This is a genomic window from Amycolatopsis sp. NPDC059027 (genome assembly GCF_042739735.1).
GTDB lineage: Bacteria > Actinomycetota > Actinomycetes > Mycobacteriales > Pseudonocardiaceae > Amycolatopsis.
Genome location: NZ_JBHYIK010000014.1, coordinates 13,009 through 30,942, shown reverse-complemented (window position 1 = coordinate 30,942; position 17,934 = coordinate 13,009). Strand labels below are relative to the sequence as shown.

The 17,934-nt window shown below is 69.3% G+C and carries 14 protein-coding genes and 1 tRNA gene; 9 read left to right on the top strand and 6 right to left on the bottom strand.

The features are described from left to right. Positions 1 to 82: 82 nt before the first annotated feature. Positions 83 to 976, bottom strand: coding sequence for an SDR family NAD(P)-dependent oxidoreductase (locus ACFWY9_RS12175; protein WP_378338846.1), 894 nt, complete (start codon positions 974 to 976; stop codon positions 83 to 85). 373 nt (positions 977 to 1,349) lie between these two features. Here ACFWY9_RS12175 and ACFWY9_RS12170 point away from each other — a divergent pair, with 373 nt between their 5' ends. From ACFWY9_RS12170 to ACFWY9_RS12150, 5 genes are all read left to right on the top strand, one after another. Next, on the top strand, positions 1,350 to 2,567 hold the full coding sequence (locus ACFWY9_RS12170) for an MFS transporter (RefSeq protein WP_378338845.1): 1,218 nt from the start codon (positions 1,350 to 1,352) through the stop codon (positions 2,565 to 2,567). Between the two features lie 494 nt (positions 2,568 to 3,061). Further along, positions 3,062 to 4,378 carry a diguanylate cyclase gene (locus tag ACFWY9_RS12165; RefSeq protein ID WP_378328025.1) on the top strand — a complete coding sequence of 439 codons (1,317 nt, stop codon included), beginning with the start codon at positions 3,062 to 3,064 and terminating at the stop codon, positions 4,376 to 4,378. A 105-nt stretch (positions 4,379 to 4,483) separates the two neighbouring features. Further along, entirely contained in the window at positions 4,484 to 6,658 is a 2,175-nt protein-coding gene (locus tag ACFWY9_RS12160; RefSeq protein WP_378338844.1) for a phospholipase, read from the top strand. A 373-nt stretch (positions 6,659 to 7,031) separates the two neighbouring features. After that, positions 7,032 to 8,441: an LCP family protein gene (locus ACFWY9_RS12155; protein WP_378338904.1), complete on the top strand. Its 1,410-nt coding sequence runs from the start codon at positions 7,032 to 7,034 to the stop codon at positions 8,439 to 8,441. A gap of 184 nt (positions 8,442 to 8,625) precedes the next feature. After that, positions 8,626 to 9,096, top strand: a complete 471-nt coding sequence (locus tag ACFWY9_RS12150) for a helix-turn-helix transcriptional regulator (RefSeq protein ID WP_378328023.1) — start codon at positions 8,626 to 8,628, stop codon at positions 9,094 to 9,096. Positions 9,097 to 9,180: 84 nt separating this feature from the next. Here ACFWY9_RS12150 and ACFWY9_RS12145 read toward each other — a convergent pair whose 3' ends face one another. Then, positions 9,181 to 10,641, bottom strand: a complete 1,461-nt coding sequence (locus tag ACFWY9_RS12145; protein WP_378338843.1) for a flavin-containing monooxygenase — start codon at positions 10,639 to 10,641, stop codon at positions 9,181 to 9,183. Positions 10,642 to 10,716: 75 nt separating this feature from the next. Here ACFWY9_RS12145 and ACFWY9_RS12140 point away from each other — a divergent pair, with 75 nt between their 5' ends. Together ACFWY9_RS12140 and ACFWY9_RS12135 are read left to right on the top strand one after the other, a co-directional pair. Next, on the top strand, positions 10,717 to 11,316 hold the full coding sequence (locus ACFWY9_RS12140; RefSeq protein ID WP_378328572.1) for a TetR/AcrR family transcriptional regulator: 600 nt from the start codon (positions 10,717 to 10,719) through the stop codon (positions 11,314 to 11,316). A 222-nt stretch (positions 11,317 to 11,538) separates the two neighbouring features. Further along, positions 11,539 to 11,988 (top strand): hypothetical protein, encoded by a 450-nt coding sequence (locus ACFWY9_RS12135; RefSeq protein ID WP_378338842.1) that lies wholly within the window; start codon positions 11,539 to 11,541, stop codon positions 11,986 to 11,988. Between the two features lies 1 nt (position 11,989). Here ACFWY9_RS12135 and ACFWY9_RS12130 read toward each other — a convergent pair whose 3' ends face one another. Then, the gene (locus ACFWY9_RS12130; RefSeq protein WP_378328574.1) at positions 11,990 to 12,211 is read right to left on the bottom strand and encodes a DUF3618 domain-containing protein; all 222 of its coding nucleotides are present in this window, start codon (positions 12,209 to 12,211) and stop codon (positions 11,990 to 11,992) included. A 124-nt stretch (positions 12,212 to 12,335) separates the two neighbouring features. Here ACFWY9_RS12130 and ACFWY9_RS12125 point away from each other — a divergent pair. Next, positions 12,336 to 12,409: transfer RNA gene (locus ACFWY9_RS12125), tRNA-Leu, on the top strand. Between the two features lie 284 nt (positions 12,410 to 12,693). Here ACFWY9_RS12125 and ACFWY9_RS12120 read toward each other — a convergent pair. The 3 genes from ACFWY9_RS12120 to ACFWY9_RS12110 form a co-directional block, all read right to left on the bottom strand. Beyond that, a complete protein-coding gene (locus tag ACFWY9_RS12120) occupies positions 12,694 to 13,047 on the bottom strand; it encodes a DoxX family protein (RefSeq protein WP_378338841.1) in 354 nt (117 codons plus the stop codon). A 97-nt stretch (positions 13,048 to 13,144) separates the two neighbouring features. After that, positions 13,145 to 13,993: an FHA domain-containing protein gene (locus tag ACFWY9_RS12115; RefSeq protein WP_378338840.1), complete on the bottom strand. Its 849-nt coding sequence runs from the start codon at positions 13,991 to 13,993 to the stop codon at positions 13,145 to 13,147. 90 nt (positions 13,994 to 14,083) lie between these two features. Beyond that, on the bottom strand, positions 14,084 to 15,850 hold the full coding sequence (locus ACFWY9_RS12110) for a serine/threonine-protein kinase (RefSeq protein ID WP_378338839.1): 1,767 nt from the start codon (positions 15,848 to 15,850) through the stop codon (positions 14,084 to 14,086). A gap of 490 nt (positions 15,851 to 16,340) precedes the next feature. Between ACFWY9_RS12110 and ACFWY9_RS12105 the strand changes: the two genes are divergently transcribed. Continuing rightward, complete coding sequence (locus ACFWY9_RS12105) at positions 16,341 to 17,837, top strand: hypothetical protein (RefSeq protein WP_378338838.1); 1,497 nt, start codon at positions 16,341 to 16,343, stop codon at positions 17,835 to 17,837. The last annotated feature ends 97 nt before the right edge of the window (positions 17,838 to 17,934 follow it).

The following is a 17,934-nucleotide window of genomic DNA, read 5'->3' as shown; positions in this document are numbered from 1 at the left end:
CCAACACCCACCCGCTCTCCGCCGGGGCCGGGGTGTGCTGGTCATTGCCCTCGGCGGCGTCGCTCCAAACCCCCCCTTCAGCTCATGCCGTCCGCGAGGGCACCGTCCACTTGCGCAGGCGTGGCGGCACGCGCTTTTCGAGGCCGTAGTTCTCCAGGTGCGCGCTGAACACCTCGTCGAAGGCGCGCTGCACGGTCTCGGTGTCCCACACCGGCCGTTCCAGGATCGGCTGCTTGAGGAACGGCTGGCCCATGACGTGCAGCTGCGGCCCGTTGCAGCGGATCATCTGGCCGGTGATCCCGTGCGCGCCGTCGCCGAGCAGGAAGAGCACCACCGGCGCGATCTTGCCGGGGGTCCGGTCCGGCGGACAGGCCCGCAGCGAGCGCTCGGACTTCCACACCATCCGGGTGTGCGCGAGCGGGCAGACGGCGTTGACCCGGATTCCGGCGTCCTCGAGATCCAGCGCCCAGGAGTAGGTCAGCGACGCCACCGCGCCCTTGCTCGCCGCGTACACCGCGAGCTTGCGCTGCCCGAGCGAAGCGCCCGAGGAGATGTTGACGATCGACCCGCCGGTACCCGCCGCGACCATCGCCTTGATCGCCGCCAGCCCGGTGTACATCACCCCGAGCACGTTGACCTCGACGAGTTCCTTCGCCTGCTCGACGTCGTCCTCCCATGGCAGGGCCTCGTAGTTCAGCCCCGCGTTGCTGACCAGCCCGTCGATCGCGCCGAACTCCGCCACGCACAGGTCGACGATCGCCTGTGCCTGCGCCGGATCGGCGACACTGTGCCCGCTGGCGACGGCTCTGCCGCCGTGCACCCTGATGTTCTTCGCGGTCCGCTCGGCCAGTTCGACGTCGATGTCGTTGACCACCACCGCCCCGCCCGCGCGTGCGACGTGCACGGCGAACGCTTCGCCCAGTCCTCTGCCCGCCCCTGTCACCACGACGGCCTTGTCCTGCATCAGCCCGTTCATTGACTTTCTCCCCGCTGCCGCACCGGCGAGGCTCCCGTCAACACCGCCGGCTTCACTACCCAGTGTTGGCCCATTCGGCCGTACGAGCAGTGCGACCGCGATGAGCGGCGGTCACTCTGCGCCGAACGTGTCGCGTTCGACCAGCCCGGAGATACCCACGCACAGATCAGGAACACCCGATCGACACCCATTAGCCCGTTCGGCGCACAAACCTCCGGGGTACCGTGTCCGCTGTCGGCTCCCCGTGTCCGGTCGCATACTGACTGTCGACCCGCGCGCGGAGATTTATGACTCCCTTACCGGCGCTGTCACGGTGAGGGCCACAATGCGGTTCTGCTGCACGTTCACCCGATCGGGGGGAAGTGGTTACCCGGTGACGACCGACGCGACGCCACGGCTGCGAGCCGTACTGGCCAATCGCGAGTTCCGCGCGCTCTGGTTCGCCGAGACCCAGTCGCTCGTCGGCGACCAGCTCACCGTGGTGGCCCTGTCGATCCTCGTCTACGACCGCACCGGTTCCGCGCTGTGGACGGCGGCGGTCTACGGCCTGACCTTCCTTCCCGCGCTCGCCGGCGGCCTCGGCCTGTCCCAGCTGGCCGACCTCTTCCCGCGCCGGACCGTGCTCGTCGCGACGTCCCTGCTGCAGGCGGTGTGCATCGGGCTGATGGCGATCCCCGGTACCCCGATCGTGGTGCTGTGCCTGCTCATCGTGCTGGCGAAACTGGCGGCGGCGCCGGGCATCTCCGCGCAGAACTCGCTCGGCCGCGAGATCTTCACCGACGACCATCGCTATCTGCAGAGCCAGGACCTGCGCGGGATCTCGGCCAACACCGCGACTCTGCTCGGGCTCGCGGGCGGCGGGCTGCTGGTGGCCGCGCTGGGCACCTCGTGGGCACTGACCATCGACGCGCTCACCTACCTGATCGGCGCGATCGTCGTGGGGGCGGGCGTGCGCGGCCGCCCGGCGGCGGGTGAGCGCGGCGCCGGGTGGTTCGGCGCGATCAAGTACGTGTTCGGCCGGCCGCGGCTGCGCGTGCTGATCTGGCTTTCGTGGCTCGTCGGTTTCGCGGTCATCCCCGAGGGGGTCGCCGTACCACTGGTCCAGGAACTCGGGGCGAGCAACCAGGCCGTCGGCTGGCTGCTCGCGGCCGACCCGCTCGGGTTCGTGGTCGGCACGTTCCTGCTTTCCCGCTACGTCTCCCCGGACGGCAGGCGGCGCGCGCTCGGGCTGCTCGCGATCGTGCCGCTCCTGCTGCTGACGACGTTCGCGTTCCGGCCGAACCTGATCATCAGCATGCTGATTCTCGGGCTCGCGGGCGCGGCGGGCGCCTACTTCATCACGGTGGGCGCCACCTACATCACCTGGGTGCCCAACGAAATCCGCGGGGCGGCGGGCGGCCTGTACCGCACCGGACTGCGGGTGGTGCAGGGCATCGGCGTGGCCATCGGCGGTGGCGTGGCCCAGCTGCTGGGCTCGGCGGGGACGGCGATAGCGGTAGCCGGGGCCGCGGGCGTCGTCGTCGCCGTGCCCATCGCCGTTTCCTGGGCACGAGTACGGAACGCCACCTCCCCCGGGACCGTCACTCCGTGAGCGAAGCTTGCGAGCGAACCATGGACATCATGCGCCCAGAAGGATTGGACACTGTCTCGCGAAGCGAGTCGATCGCATGAGCGACGGCAACCGCATCAGCGCGACAACGGGTCACCGAATGAACCCGGTCGCTCACGCACGGACGAAGATCACCAGTCACGAGCGGACACGAGACACACCTCCCTGTAACAACGCAGCACCTCGGAACATGAGAACGGGTCACCAGTCGCGGGCCGACATAGGATTGCCTCCCATCGGTACTCGTCGCTTCAGTGGGCCGGGCCGGCAAAGCGCTCGACCCTGTGTGCAGCATGACACTTCCGATGGGCTGAGATGATACCGGCCGAACAAAGCGAACAGCCGCCCCAGCGGATATCAGCCGTATTACCGAAGTGGCCCGGGATGGGGCGGAGAGGAGACGTGGTGACCGACCGTCTCCGAGAGAGTTCGTTCCGGAACCGGGCCGCCCCCGCGCCGGGGAGGCGGGCCGCCAGGTGACCGACGCCGAACCAGCGCCGGACGGCTCCGAGAGCGGCAAGGCGGGCAGGCATCCCTACGACCCGCGCGCGTGGGCGCTCTGGAAGCACCCGCGGCGAGTGATCGTTTACCTGCTGGTCATGGACGCGCTGGCGCTGCTCGTCTTCGCGTTCACCTTCGCCGCCTCGGCCGCGCCGGGCAAGCTCGACTGGCTGCGCTTCGGGATCCTCGCGGCGGGCGCGACGGTGCACATCCAGTTCACCCAGCGCCAGGAGGAAAGCCGCCGCGCGGGCACCAGCACCGTGCTGATCGACCTCACCGCGGTGTGGGTTTTCCCTGCCGTTCTCACTTTGCCGCCCATTCTGACGGTGGCCCTGATCGCCATTATCAGGGCGCAGCGCTGGTTCACCGCGCGACGGCCCGCGAACACATTTCTTTTCGCGTCTATTTCACATTCCGTCGCGGCCGTTCTCGGCCATCTCGCATTCACCGCGATGGGCGACTGGCAATGGACATCGCTCAGCCCGCTGGAATCGCTGCGCGAATTCGGAGTCGTCGTATTGGCCGCCGCGGTCTACGAGGGCGTCCAGGTCGTCTACATCGGTGGCGTCATCGCGCTGAGCGCCGGCAAGCAGGCCAAGCTGCGCAACATCCTTGGCAGCAAACAGGACAACATCCTCGAAGCGGTCACCACCGGGCTCGGTGCGATCACCGCCGTCCTGCTGATCGTCCTGCCACCGGCGGTCGCGATCATGGCCGTGGTGACCGTCATCTTCAACCGGCTCGCCGAACTCGACCAGCTGCTCGACGACGTGCGCACGGACTCCAAAACCGGGGTGCTCAACATGCGCGGCTGGTCGGAGGCGGCCGATCGGGCGCTGACCAGGACCGCCCGATCGGACGAGAAGCTGGCACTGCTGATGATCGACCTCGACCACTTCAAGTGGATTAACGACACCTACGGGCATCCCGCGGGCGACGACGTCCTCCGCGATATCGCGCAGGCACTCGACGAGGTGACCCGGCCTTCGGATGTGGTCGGCCGCTTCGGCGGCGAGGAATTCCTGGTCCTGCTCCCGGATATCGACGAAACATCGGCACGGGAAGCCGCCGAACGAGTACGCTCGGCAGTGGCCAAACTGCATATCGTGACCACCGACAAACGCGGCGGGCAGACCACGATCTCGGACCGGACCACCTCGATCGGCGTCGCGGTCTATCCCGAGCACGGCACGACCATGGAACAGCTGCTGCAGGCGGCCGACGCGGCGGTTTACGTGGCGAAGGAGAACGGCCGCAACCAGGTCCGGCTGGCACCGGACGACACCCCGTGAAGCACTGATTCCCGTCACCCGCACGGGCAGTATCGGGTTTCCCGACACACCGAACGGGGGCTGGCCCCATGCCCGGCGCCGTACCGGGCTGGCACCCTGGACGCCATGTCAGCTCCCGCCGAGAGCGTGCCCGCCCCCGTGGCGACGCCCCGCCGACGCCCGTGGTCGACGTCCGGCTGGCTGCTGCTGGTCCTGCTCGTGGTGTTCGCGTTCGGCCTGATCGCCTCGCGCCCGCCGTCCCCGCCCGACCAGGGCCCGCCCACCGGCGACGTCCTCGCCGCACAGCAGGCGATCGACGCGCTGGTCCATCCCGGCCCTGCCGCCACCGCGCTCGCGCTGCTGCCCCGGGACTTCACCGCGGTCAGCGGCGTCACCCCCGGCAGCATGACCGCGCGCGACGGCACGGTCCGCGCGGTGCACACCGACGGCGGCTGTTCGACCCCGTGGGGCGACGACAACACGAAATGGGACTACGCGGTCCCGTGCAAGGCCCACGATCTCGGCTACGACCTGCTGCGCTACGCCGACCACAAAGGACATCCGCTCGGCCAGGACGTCCGGGCGGCACTGGACGCGCGGCTCTCGCAGGACATGCACGCCACCTGCGGCCTCAACCCGATGGGCTCGCCCGGCACCTGCCACGTGGTCGCCGCGTTGTACTCGGCCGGGCTCGTGGTCAACTCGTGGCACCAGCGCTGGGGACCGCCGGTGGGCGATCCGATCGGCCCGATGGTCGCCGGGGTGCTGGTGATCGCCTGCCTGCTCGTGTTCCGGCTGCGCGGCTGGCTCCACGCCCGGCGGACCGCGCCCGCGGTCCGGCCCGCCACGCTCCCCGCCCCGGACGCCGGCCGCTGGGCGACGCTCGGCGCGGCCTCGGTCGTCCTGCTCATGTTCGGCGAATCGATGACCGCGCTGGCGCAGTGGGCGGGCGTGCCCGACGGCTCGGTGTGGCCGCTGACCTGGCTGGCCCAGCTCGCTCCGCTCATCTTCTTCGCCGGTGGCCGGATGAACGCGGCGGGCTGGCGCGCCGAACTCGACGCGGGCGGCCGCTACCGGCATTACCTCGCCGAACGTGCCAGCCCGCTGTTGCGCCCGGCCCTGATCTTCGCCGTCGTCGCGCTGCTCGTCCCGCTCGCACTCGAGGTGTTCGGCATTCCCGCCGGGACGACCGCGACGGTGATGCGGATCGCGCTGCACCCGCTGTGGCTGCTCGGCGTGTACCTGCTGACGATCGTCCTCACGCCGTTGCTGCTGGCTCTGCATCGCCGGGCGCCGGTGAGCACGATCGCCGGGATGTTCGCCCTGGTCGTCGCGGGCGAACTGGTCGCCGGGCTGTCGGGTTCGCCGCTGCCGAGGTACGCGGCGACACTGGGGCTCGCGCTGCTCGCCCAGCAAGTGGCCTTCGCGCACGCCGACGGCGTCCGGCCGGGACGTCCGGCGCTGATCGCCGCGGCCGTCACCGGGGTGGTCGGCCTGGCCGCGGCGAGCGCGGTGCTCGGCGCACCGCCGCTGCTGCTCGGCGGTCCCGGCGCGCCCGCCGCGTTCTCCGCGCCGCCGTGGGGTGTGTTGTTGCTCGGCGTCAGCCAGCTCGGCCTGCTCGGGCTGCTGTCCGCGCCGCTCGCGCGGCTGGGCGAAAAGGCGTTCGTGCGACGGCCCGCCCGCTGGGTGCTGCGGGCGCCGATGAGCCTGTACCTCGTCTTCCTGGCCGCGATGCTGTTGCTGATCGCGATCGTGTACCTGCCCGGCCGGTTCGCGGACGTGCTGGCCTGGCTGTTCCGGCCCCGGACGCTGCTGGCGGTGGGTCTGCTGGCGGTGCCCGCCGCCCTGGTGTTCTGGTGGTTCGAGCGACACTCGGGCCACGCGCGCCCGGCACGGCCGGACGAGGGACCTGGCCGGCGGACGGCCGTGTTGACCAGGGCCGCGGCGACACTGGGCATCGGCTACGCGACGCTCGGCGTGTTCGGGTTCGCGCTGACCCGGTTCGGCGTGGTCGCCGCGGACGCCGAACTGCTCGGCCTGCGGCTCGACCCGATCCAGAGCGTCGTCCACCTGCTGCTCGGGGTGTTCCTGCTGCACACCGTGCGGCTCGGCACCAGCGCGCGGACCGGGACGTGGCTGGCGTGCGCGCTGGCCGGTGCCCCGACCTTGCTCTCGGCGGCGGACGGTGACCGTCCGGGCACGGTGGGTGTCGTCCTCCACGCGGCGACCGCGGTGTTCGCCCTGTCCGCGGCGGCCGTCACACTCCTGCCCCGGCGAGCGGCCGCGGCCGTGCCGTCCTGATCTGACCGCCCGATTGTGGCATCGACCAGGCGAAACGAAGCTGTTTGACGGAAAATGGGTGGTGCGTCGCTGAGACGTCACGCCGATGTGTCACCCTACGGCAACCGCAACGGCGACCCATACGTCTTATCTGCGGCCCCGAAGACCGGACAACACGAAGGGAGACGTCCGCGTGGACCACCCGCCTCGGAACGGGCAAGGCGATCGCCGCCCCGCCCGCCCCAGGCCGGACACGTCCGGACGTGTCCCGTCCCGGAGCGGTCCGCCGCCCCGTGGCGTGCGCCCAGCGCCCCCTCGCCGCGGTGGCCCGCCGCCCCGCCGGTCGCGGTTCCGTGGCGCGAAGATCGCCGTGGTGGTCGTGTCACTGCTGGTGATGAGCCTGACCGGCTACGCGTGGGCCGCGATGCAGGGCCTGGTCAAGGGCCTCAACTACGCCGACGTGATCAGCAACGGCGCCGGTGGCGACAAGCCCGCCGACGGCGCGCGGGACATCCTGCTGGTCGGCCTCGACAGCCGCACCGACGCGCAGGGCAACCCGCTGCCGCGCGAGCTGCTCGACGAGCTGCGCGCCGGGGTCTCCGACGGCGAACTGAACACCGACACGCTGATCCTCGTGCACATCCCGAATGACGGCAGCAAGGCCGTGGCGATGTCGATCCCGCGCGACTCCTACGTCGACATCCCCGGCGGCTACGGCCGCCACAAGATCAACTCCGCGTACGCGCGGGCGATGTCGGACGCCCGCAACGATCTGCAGAAGCAGGGCGTCACCGATCCGAAGGAACTCGACGTCAAGGCCAACCAGGCCGGGGCCAAGACGCTGATCCAGACCATCGAGAAGCTCACCGGGTCGACCATCGACAACTACGCCGCGGTGAACCTGCTCGGCTTCAGCGACATCACCAAGGCCATCGGCGGCGTCGACGTCTGCCTCAGCAACAACGTGAACGACCCGTACTCCGGGGCGAAGTTCACCAAGGGCCAGCACACGATCTCCGGGGTCGAGGCGCTGGAGTTCGTCCGCCAGCGGCACGGCCTCCCGCGCGGCGACCTCGATCGCGTGGTCCGGCAGCAGGTGTTCATGGCCGGGATGGCGCGCAAGGTGCTCTCGGCCGGGACGCTGGCGAACCCGGCCACGCTGAACTCGCTGATCGACGCGATCAAGAAGTCGGTCGTGCTCAACCAGAACTGGGACATCTTCGGCTTCGCCCAGCAGATGAAGGGCCTGACCGGGGGCCAGCTCGAGTTCCGGACCATCCCGGTGGTCAACGTCGAGTACCAGACCCCCGAAGACGGCGTCGCGATCCAGGTCAACCCGAGCCAGGTGCGTGACTTCGTGCAGGGCCTGACCGCGGCACCGGGCAAGCAGGCCCCGGCACCGGACACGAGCGCGAACAAGGCGACCACCGTGGACGTCCGCAACTCCTCCGGGGTCACCGGGCTCGCGGCCAACGTCCAGAAGCAGCTCACCGACAAGGGCTTCACCGCGGGCGACACCGCGAACGCCTCGTCCCGCAAGTCCACGGTGCTGTGGGTTCCGCCGGGGCAGAAAGCCGCCGGGCAGGCCGTCGCGGACGCACTCGGCGGGAACCCGGCGATCCAGGAGGACAAGACCGTCGACGCCGGGCACGTCATGGTGTTCCTCGGCTCCGACTACCAGGCCCCGGCCTCGGCCGCGGGGAACGAGTCCTCGTCGGGATCGGCCGCCCAGCAGCAGGCCCCGGCCCCGCCGCAGGAGGACCAGAAGCCGATCACGGCCGAGGGCGTTCCCTGCGTCAACTGAGCTGTTCAGCGGCACTCGTGTAGCCCATTCGGCTCAATACCGGAAATTGGTCCGAAAGACATGCCCGAAACCGCGTAAGAGCGGGCCACCTGCGGACTTTCATACCCGTGAGGTGCATCCGCCGCGGATTTGTCACGCCGATGCGGATGTCGAGTGGTCGGCTAGCAGGGCAGGGGATCGTGACGTGCTGATCGACGCTGAGGACTACCAGCGGATACTCGGCGACGAGCTCCGCAAGCTCCGCCGCAGGCGCGGCTGGACGCGCAAGGAACTGAACCAGCATCTGCAGAGCGAGATCTCGCTACAGACGCTGGCCACCTACGAACTCGGCACCCGGCAGTGCTCCGTGGTGCGCCTGGTCGAACTGTGTGTCGCCATGGACGAGCTCCCGCAGGACCTGCTGGCGAAGGTCCACCGCCGGGTGTTCGTCGAGGAGCCCGGACGGGTGCGGATCGACCTGCGTGAGGTCGTCAGCAACGCCCGGCCCGAGCTGCTGCCCCTGCGGCGGTGGGCCGAGGGCAGGCTGCGCCAGGCCGGGGAGAACGGGACCGCCGAGGTCGCGCTCGACCTGCCGGCGCTGGAGACCATGGCCGAGCTGTGCCAGATGCCGACCGTCGACCTCATCGCCGAACTCCGGAACCTGACCCCGCACTGACCTGCCCCTCCCCCAAGCCGTCAAGGCCACCTTACGGGCGCCTGACGCCCGTAAGGTGGCCTTGACGGCACTTCGAGCCGACGATCAGCCGAGGAGTTCGTAGTCGGACTGGCGGACCTTGCGCGTCGCCAGCCAGTAGCGCCAGGTGAAGCCCGGCCAGATCGTCCGGTTGACGCCCTTCGCGTCGAGATACCAGCTCTTGCAGCCGCCGCGTGTCCAGATCCCCTTCGCCAGCTTCCGCTGGATCTCGGTGTTGAACCGCTCCTGCGCCTCCGGCCGGGCGTCGAGCGCCTTGCCGCGGGCGAGCCGCAGCGCCTCGGCGACGTAGCGGATCTGCGACTCGATCATGAAGACCACCGAGTTGTGGCCGAGCCCGGTGTTCGGGCCGAGTAGCAGGAACAGGTTCGGGAACCCGGACACGGTGATGCCCAGATGCGTCCGCATGCCCTCGCTCGCCCACTCCTTGCCGAGGTCGCGGCCGTCCTTGCCGAGGATCTCCAGCTCGTCGAAGGCGTCGGTGACGTGGAAGCCGGTGCCGTAGATGATCGCGTCGACCTCGTGCTCGACCCCGGCGGCGTCGACGATGCTGTGCTCCCTGACCTCCGCGACGCCGTCCGTGACGACGTCGACGTTGTCCCTGGCGAGTGCCGGGTAGTAGTCGTTGGAGATCAGGACCCGCTTGCAGCCCATGGTGTAGTCCGGCGTCAGCTTGGCCCGCAGCCCGGGATCCTTGACCGCTTTGTCGATGTTGCGCTTGGCCAGGCGCTGGCCGAGCTTCATCACCCACGACTGGCCGTTGAACCCGAGCGCCCGCGCTTCCAGCCGCCAGTAGACGAAGTCGCGGTAGGCCCGTTGCACCAGCGGCGCCGAGCGGAACAGCCCACGCAGCCAGCCCGGCATCGCGCGGTCGGGTTTGGGCATGATCCACGGCGGGGTGCGCTGGAACAGCGTCAGGTTCGCGACGCCGGGAGCGATCTTCGGGACGAACTGGACGGCGCTCGCCCCGGTGCCGACCACCGCAACCCGCTTGCCCGCCAGGTCGTAGTCGTGGTCCCACTGCGCGGAATGGAACGCGCGGCCGGCGAACTTCTCGACGCCGGGCAGGTCCGGGATCATCGGCAGGTGCAGCGCCCCGATGCCGAGCACCAGCGCGCCGGCGACGAACTCGTCCCCGGACTTGGTCGCGACGTACCAGCGGTTTTCGTCGGCGTCCCAGCGCGTGCCGGTCATCTCCTGGCCGAAGCGGATGAAGCGGTGGAGGTCGTATTTGTCGGCGACGCGGCGCATGTAGCCCCAGATCTCGGGCTGTGGCGAATAGGCGCGTGACCAGCCGGGATTCTGCTCGAACGAGAACGAGTACATGTGCGACGGGATGTCGCACGCACAGCCGGGATAGCTGTTGTCGCGCCACGTACCGCCGACGTCGTCGGCCTTTTCGAGGATAACGAAGTCCTCGCGCCCCTCCTTGCGGAGCTGGATCGCCATGCCGAGGCCGGAGAACCCCGTCCCGACGATGACGACCCCCGTTTCGGTGCGCTTGCCCATCTGCCGACCTCCCGCGTTCCTGTTACCCGGAGTCCATCTTACTCGGAGTAGGTTACTGGCGGTAGAGTGTTACCCGTGACCACCGCCAAGCGCAAGCGCATGCCCCGGGCCGAACGCGAACGGCAGATGATCGAAGTGGCCGAGCAGGTGTTCTCGGCACGGGGATACGCGGCGGCGTCGATGGACGAGATCGCCGAGCTGGTCGGCGTCTCGAAGCCGATGCTGTACGAGTACTTCGACTCGAAGGAAGGCCTGCTGCTGGCCTGCATCCGGCAGTCGAGGACGGAACTGCGCGACGTCACCGCCCAGGCGACCGTCGGGGCCGCGACCGCGGAGGAGGCGCTGCGCCGCGGCATGCTGGCGTTCTTCGTCTTCATCCGCGAACGACGGCAGGCGTGGTCACTGCTGCGCCACGAGATGGCACTGATCGGCACGCCCGCGGCGGACGAGATCGAGCAGGTCCGGCGCCAGCAGACCGACCTGATCGCCGCACTGGTGAGCGCCTACCTCGCCGACGACGATCACCTGCGCGCGGAGGCCGCCGCCGAGATCGTGGTCGGCTCGAACGAACGGCTCGCCATCTGGTGCGAGCGACACGAGGAAGTCACCCCGGAAATGGCCACCGAGTACGCGATGGACGTGCTGTGGTCGGGACTGGATCCCCGCCACGGGTGATCTGCTCGTGAAGATGCCCGTGCATTACGCCATTCGGTCGTCACTCAGAGCACATTCCACTCCGTGTCTTGTGACACAGAGTTGTATTACGGTATCGATAACACGGACAAAGTGTGCTGGACTGTCACAGCCGCGCAACGAGGCGGGTGACTCCGTCATGCGCGCGCGGTGGCCGAGTCCCAGTCCGTGACGCATGCTGATGAGGGGAAGGGGTGAGTGCAGATGGTGGAACCGATCACGGCGACCTACGTCCAGGAGGACGCCGACTGGACGATCACGGTGAGCGGCCAGGGTAAGGAACTGACCGCCAGGGCTCCCGGCATCATCGCCGCCAGAGACCGGACGGACCAGCTCGTGGAGAAGCTGGCGCCGGAAGGCAAGTCGACGGTGGTGCACCTGCTCAACGGCAGCGCACTCGAGTTCACCACGGCCTACATGACCGCGCGGCTCACCCTGCCGGAGATCGCGCCGCTGGAAGTCCCGCCCTCGGCCACCGCCCCGAAGCAGGCCGACGCACCCGCCGCTGAGAAGACCAGCGGGAAACCACAGCTCCCGCCGAGCAAGCAGCTCCCCAAGGCCGTCGAGGACCGCAAGCAGGACGAGCAGAAGGCCGACGACACCAAGGCCAAGGCTTCCGCCAAGGCCGCGACGCCGCCGGCCGCCCGGGCCTGACTCAGCGGAAGAGCTTGCGCAGCAGCAGCACCCCGATGAGGGCGCCAACGCCGATCAGCGGGAACTTGATCTTGGGCTCGTTCAGCTTGGCCTTGATGCCCTGGCTCGCCTGATCGGCGAGCTTCTTGGGGTTGGCCTTGGTGCCGAGCTGGTCGAGCGTGGAAGCCAGCGCCTTCCTGGCCTGCTCGATCTCACGCTCGATGGTCTCGGGGTCGCGAGCCACGTGTCCTCCTCGCCGCTTCGGGACTTCAAGCGCCCACGTTAGAGGACACCCTCCGCGCACCCGGCACTGGCCACGCCGAGCGGAGCCGACCGGCCCGCGCGCTACGCTTCACCGAGCAACACTGGGGGCCGTAGCCCAATTGGCAGAGGCACACGGTTTAGGTCCGTGCCAGTGAGAGTTCGAGTCTCTCCGGCCCCACGAGACGGATGCTCCTGTTCGCGCCCCTTCGGGTCGCTCCCGGTGTCCGCGGTATCTACCCGGGGGATGACCCCCGGACCCCCAGCACGCAACGCGGGTCGCCTTGAGTGGTTCGTGCGCACCCCCGGCCCCCGCCGTGGTCGCCTCGGGCCCCAAGGTCACCTTGGGACTGTGGTCGCCTTGCTCTGTGGTGAGGCGGGTGTCGCGAACGCTCCGTTCGCGGCAGGCAAGCCCGTCACGCGAAGCACCAAAATCCACAATGAACACATTCGGGGACGACTGGCTCAGTGCAGGAAGGCCAGGACCGCGCTCGCGACCGCGAAGGCCAGGAAAGCGCCGGGGAAGGCGATGTTGCCGAGCACGCGGGCGCGGATGTGCGCGACGACGGCACCGACGTAGAACAGCGTCAGCCCGATCGCGGCGGCGATCCCGAGGATCCGGAAGCCCAGGAGCCCCAGCAGAAGGCCGGCCGCGCCCGCGCCCTTGAGCGTGGCGAGCAGCGGCAGCCAGGACGGCGGGACGTCCACGGCCGCCGAGTTGGCCAGCACGAATTTCGCCTTGACGGAGTCGGCGACGGCGATCGCCGCGTTGATCGCGATGGTGACGACGGTGACGGCAAGGTAGATCTGGGTGTGCACGGACCTCGGCTCCTCGGGTGACGCTGATGGATCAGTCACTCCGACGACGTCCGCCAAGTGGGAAAGGTGACCGGGGCTTGCCGTCACACCGGCGTGGTCAGTCCGCCGAGTCCGGTGCGGGCGGCTCGTCGAGCAGCGCGAGGTCCGGTGGCACCAGCGTGGTCGTGTTCATCACCAGTTCGGTCAGCAGGTTGTGGTTGAGCCAGTTGCCGACCGGCTCGGGCACCTCTTCCTTCGTCAGTCCCGCGACCGGGTACCGGGCGTGGGCGAGCCGGTACCGGACGTTCGCGACGACCCGTTCCACCTTGCGGTAGCCCCATTCCGCGTCCGGCTGCAGCTCGGCGAGCAGATCGGCCACCTGGACGCGGGACAGCGGCTGCGGCCGCGCCTCGTGCCGGAGGTAGCGCTGTCCCAGCGCGACGAGGACCAGCCGCTCGTGCGGTTCCAGACGCCAGGTTCTCGGTGTGTCGGTGGGCTCGGTGTGCACGGCCGTCGGCTGCTCGCCGTTCGACCCCACCACGTACACCTCCAGCAGGTGCTCGCGGTCCGCCGAACCCCGCAGGAACATCGGGGTGTACCCCGAGGTGAGCGGGACTTCCTCCTCCTCGGGGAACAACCACCGGGACTGCGGCAGCCGGATCGGCAGCCGCCCGGTGTTGCCCACCCACCATTGGCCACGACGATGCGTGAGCACGCCCTGCTGCCTGCTGACCCGCCGGTCGTCCTCGCCGACGCAGACGTGCACCTCGTCCTTGTTCCGTCCGAAAAGGACAGTGCGGTTCTCACGCGGGCCGACGGTGTAGCCGCCGCCGATCGCGAGCGCGGAGATCGCCCCGGGAGCCGGTGTCCTGGCGACACCGGGATTGCGGGGCGCGACCCCGAACGCCAGGCTGCCGTGGTCGCTGGGCAGTCTGCGGCCTTCGCCGTCACTCGAACGAAGTCTCACGGCGTTCCTCCTCACGGTTCACGGCAGCCGGACGAGCCGGTCCCGCGATCAGCGTAGGACCGAGGCGCCGGGACCCCTCCCGCGCGACGTTCAGCTCGGCAGGGCCGTCGCCGCGGCCCTGCCGACGTCGGTCGCCATCTGGCAGAAGTCCTTGCCCGGCTTCCTGCCTTCCACCTCCACCTTCACCAGCTCGACCGCCTTGCGGCCGCGCTGGTCGGCGTAGGCGCGATGCACCACCAGCACCGTGCAGGTCCCGGTGCCGCCTTCGTCACTGCTGTCCACGTAGGCCTGGTGGCCGGACAGCTGGGTCGGTCCGCCCGAACCCGCGGTCAGATCCGTGTTCTGGTCGAAGATGACGCGCAGCTTCGTGTAGTCGGTGGTGCTCTTCCAGCCGCACTTCCAGTTGCCGAAGCCAACCTGGGGGTGGATCGCGTCGATACCGGGGATACCGGCGAGCGCACCGCCGTTGAACAGGCCGCAGGCGTCGAAGTTGGCCAGCGACACGGGGGCGAACGGCTCGCGGCGGGGCAGCGGGCCCTGGCGGAGCTTCGCGACCACGCTCTTCGTGGCGACATCGGCCATCGTGCACAGGTCAGCGGTGGCGTTCTGCTGCTTCGCGGTGACCCAGATGTCGGTCTGCTGTGTCACGGCCACACTGCGATCGCATTCGTCTCCGTTGCGCGGGTTCTTGTGTACCGCGAACTCACCCGGTTTGACCTCCCGCGGCACCTCGGGTTCCGCGGCCGCGAACTCGACCTCCATGTCCACCTTCGTGGGAGCGCCTACTTCGACGAAGACGTCGCACCGGCCGAAACCGCCGTAGTCGTTCTGCAGCTCGATCCTGCCGAACGGGCGCATGGCGTCCTGGTCGGTCAGCGCGCACGGATCGACGGTGCGCGGGTCGCCGATGACGTCCGTGTCGGATGGTGCCGTCAGCAGCGAAACGAGGAGGACGGCGACCGCCGCGAGCACGAGGACCGCGGCCGTCCCGCTCAGCCAGTACACCCGCCGGCGCCGGCCACGGCCCTGCCGCCCCGGCGGGGACGGCGGCGGAGTGATGGGCGGCTCCCATCCGCCGAGGCATTCCCCGAGCCGTTCGATCACCTCGGCGGTGCTCGGCCGCTCCCCCGACCGGGTACGGAGCATGTCGGCGAGCACCGGGGCAAGCGGGCCGGCCTGCCGCATCAGCGGGATCGTCCCCTTCCTGGCGCGCGCCAGCACCGCCTCGGGATGCCCGGTGCCGAACGGTGGAGTGCCCTCCACCGCGGCGAACAACGCGGCACCGAGGGAGAACACGTCGGACGCCGTCGTCGCCGGCTTGCCGTTCGCGACCTCCGGGGCCACGTAGGCCGCGGTACCGGTGATGCGGCCGTCGTCGGTCAGCGTCACGTCGCGCCAGACGGCGATGCCGAAGTCGGCCAGCTTGGCGAGGCCGTTGTCGGTGACGAGGATGTTGCCCGGCTTGACGTCACGGTGCACGACGCCGCGGACGTGCAGCGCTTCCAGCGCCGCCGCGATCTGCACCCCGATCCTCGCGACCCGCTCCGGCGCCAGCGGGCCGTTCTCGATGATCTTGTCGAGACTGCGCGAGGGCAGGTACTCCATCACGAGCCAGCATTCGTCGTCATCCACCGTGTCGAAGACGGAGACGACATTCGGGTGATACACCTGCGCCGCGTTCTCGGCTTCCCGCCGGAACCGGTCACGCTCCGTTTCCCCGCGCAGGGAGTGCGGCCGTTTGAGTGCGACCAGCCGTTTCAGCTTCCGGTCGAACGCGCTCCATACGACACCATTGGAACCCGAACCCAGCTCGTCTTCGAGCCGGTACCGACTGGCGATCACGTCCCCGGTGCGCATTGAGCGCATCTTAGTAGTCACGCGGAGGGGCCAATAGCGGGTTCGGCAATAACGGCCGTACTGTTTGAAGTTACCGGACGGTTCACCCGGAATTTCCGGGAATCGGCTCGCCGGGACCCACTCGCCGGGCAGCCGGGTCCCGCGGCGGCCGGTCGAGCCCTGCGGACCGCCGATACCGGACAGCACGCCCGCCGGGCGACCCCTTGCCGGCGCGCCCGGCTTCCCGCCGACAGCCGCACTGACCACAGTGGACACTTCACCATCGGAGCGGGGCCCGGCCCGGTGATCACGAATCCGAAAAGGACGGAAGGCGACCGGATCAGGCGCGTACTCGTGTCGCGCCCGCCGGTTCCGCCGTCTGCCGCAATCCGTGATCACTGGTCTACGCCATTGGGGCAGTGTCGCTTTTCCTTCCGTCATCGGCAATTTAACGTCGAAGGGATACCCCGGACACCGTGGAGTCCGGGCCGCCGGACGGCAGGGGACCGCGATGGTCAGCAGACGTGACGTGTTACGGATCGGCGGCGCCGCGCTCGCGGGCACGCTGATCGATTCAGCCGTGTCGACAGGGCAGGCGCACGCGGTGCCGCCGCCCGGCCCGGAAATCCCGATGACCCCGTCGCGAGTGCCCGTCGGCAGGGGCTGCTACCTGACGTTCTGCCGTATCCCGACGGCGGGACTGGACACCTGGAAGTCCATCATGGACAGCTTCGCCGAGGACGGCGTCGAACGGGTCGTGCTGTGGATGGGCGGCGCGTTCCGGTCCCGGAAGTACCCGATCACGTGGCGGTACAACCGCTCCCATCGCAACGTGCGGGAGAACTTCGTCGGCGAGCTGATCGAATACGCGCACACCAAGGGCATCCGCATCCTGCTCGGCTTCACTCCCTACACCTACGACGGCACCAACCAGTACGCCTTCGAACGACCGGACCTCAAGGCGCAGCAGTCCAACGGCCGTCTCGCCCGGATGCAGGGCATCCATTCGTGGGGCTACAACCTCGACCCGACGAAGGCGGACGCGAAGCGCTTCATGCTCGAATACGCGCGCGAGATGTACTTCGACTTCTACCCGAACGCCGACGGCCTGCTCATCGAATCCTCGGACATCGACATCTGCACCGGCGGCGACTGCGGCGGGCCGAGACACTACTACGAGATCGAGTTCGAGTTCGTCCGCCAGTTGTCCGACGAGGTCTGGGCGCACGACCCGGACGCGGACATCCTCGTGCACCCCAACTACTTCGTCGGCGGGCCCAACGGCGCCGAACTGCCCTACGATCCGCGGTGGACGGTGATCTTCAGCCCGTGGACGGTCAACCTCGAATTCGCGAAGAAGGTGTCGCGCGCCTACTACTTCGATCTGGACGTCATCAGCCAGCCGCCGGGCAACGTGCGGGCCAGCGTCCGGTGGGTGCGCGACCACGGCTTCGCCTCGTACTTCCCCTCACAGGAGTTCTTCACCTTCGTCGCCGAGCACGCCGAATTCGGCGAAACCAACCTCGTCGGGCAGCAACTGCGTCCCTTCGGGTTCGACTTCATCGGCCTGGACGAGAATCCCTACCGGGACCCCGTGGTCGCCGTCAACCGGGTCGCGCTGCGTGAATACGCCCAGAACCCCGAGCTGTCCGACGCGGACTTCCGCGAGCGGCTGGGCCAAGCGGCGTTCGGGGACGACGCGACCGACCAGAACGTCACGGATCTGCTGTTCCTGCACGACTTCTGCTACGGACGCGACAAGTCGCTCTTCACGCTCGCCGTCCAGGCCGACCCGCGCGCGATGCGGGACCGGCTCGAACGGGGCCTGCTCGGCCGCGGCGACCTGCGGGCCATCCAAACGCGCCTCGACGCGCTGCCCGCGGTCGCCGAACGGCTGCGTCGCTCCCGGAACCCCGCGGTCCGGTGCCTGACCCAGCACACTCGCCTCATCCAGCACAACTGGGACTCCGACGCCCGCGACCTCCTCGCCGCCCATTTACGCCCCTGACCCAGCCGCAGCGGTGTCGCGAATGGGACATCGACGACGTTCAACGTCCCCAATGTGCCATTCGCGACGTCGGGCGATGCAGTCGGCATAGGCGGGA

Bases quoted from the DNA above. Each gene is read 5' to 3' on its own strand.
- ACFWY9_RS12175 (WP_378338846.1), bottom strand. From the start codon at position 976: ATGAACGGGCTGATGCAGGACAAGGCCGTCGTGGTGACAGGGGCGGGC.
- ACFWY9_RS12160 (WP_378338844.1), top strand. From the start codon at position 4,484: ATGTCAGCTCCCGCCGAGAGCGTGCCCGCCCCCGTGGCGACGCCCCGC.
- ACFWY9_RS12155 (WP_378338904.1), top strand. From the start codon at position 7,032: ATGAGCCTGACCGGCTACGCGTGGGCCGCGATGCAGGGCCTGGTCAAG.
- ACFWY9_RS12145 (WP_378338843.1), bottom strand. From the start codon at position 10,641: ATGGGCAAGCGCACCGAAACGGGGGTCGTCATCGTCGGGACGGGGTTC.
- ACFWY9_RS12135 (WP_378338842.1), top strand. From the start codon at position 11,539: ATGGTGGAACCGATCACGGCGACCTACGTCCAGGAGGACGCCGACTGG.
- ACFWY9_RS12110 (WP_378338839.1), bottom strand. From the start codon at position 15,850: ATGCGCACCGGGGACGTGATCGCCAGTCGGTACCGGCTCGAAGACGAG.
- ACFWY9_RS12105 (WP_378338838.1), top strand. From the start codon at position 16,341: ATGGTCAGCAGACGTGACGTGTTACGGATCGGCGGCGCCGCGCTCGCG.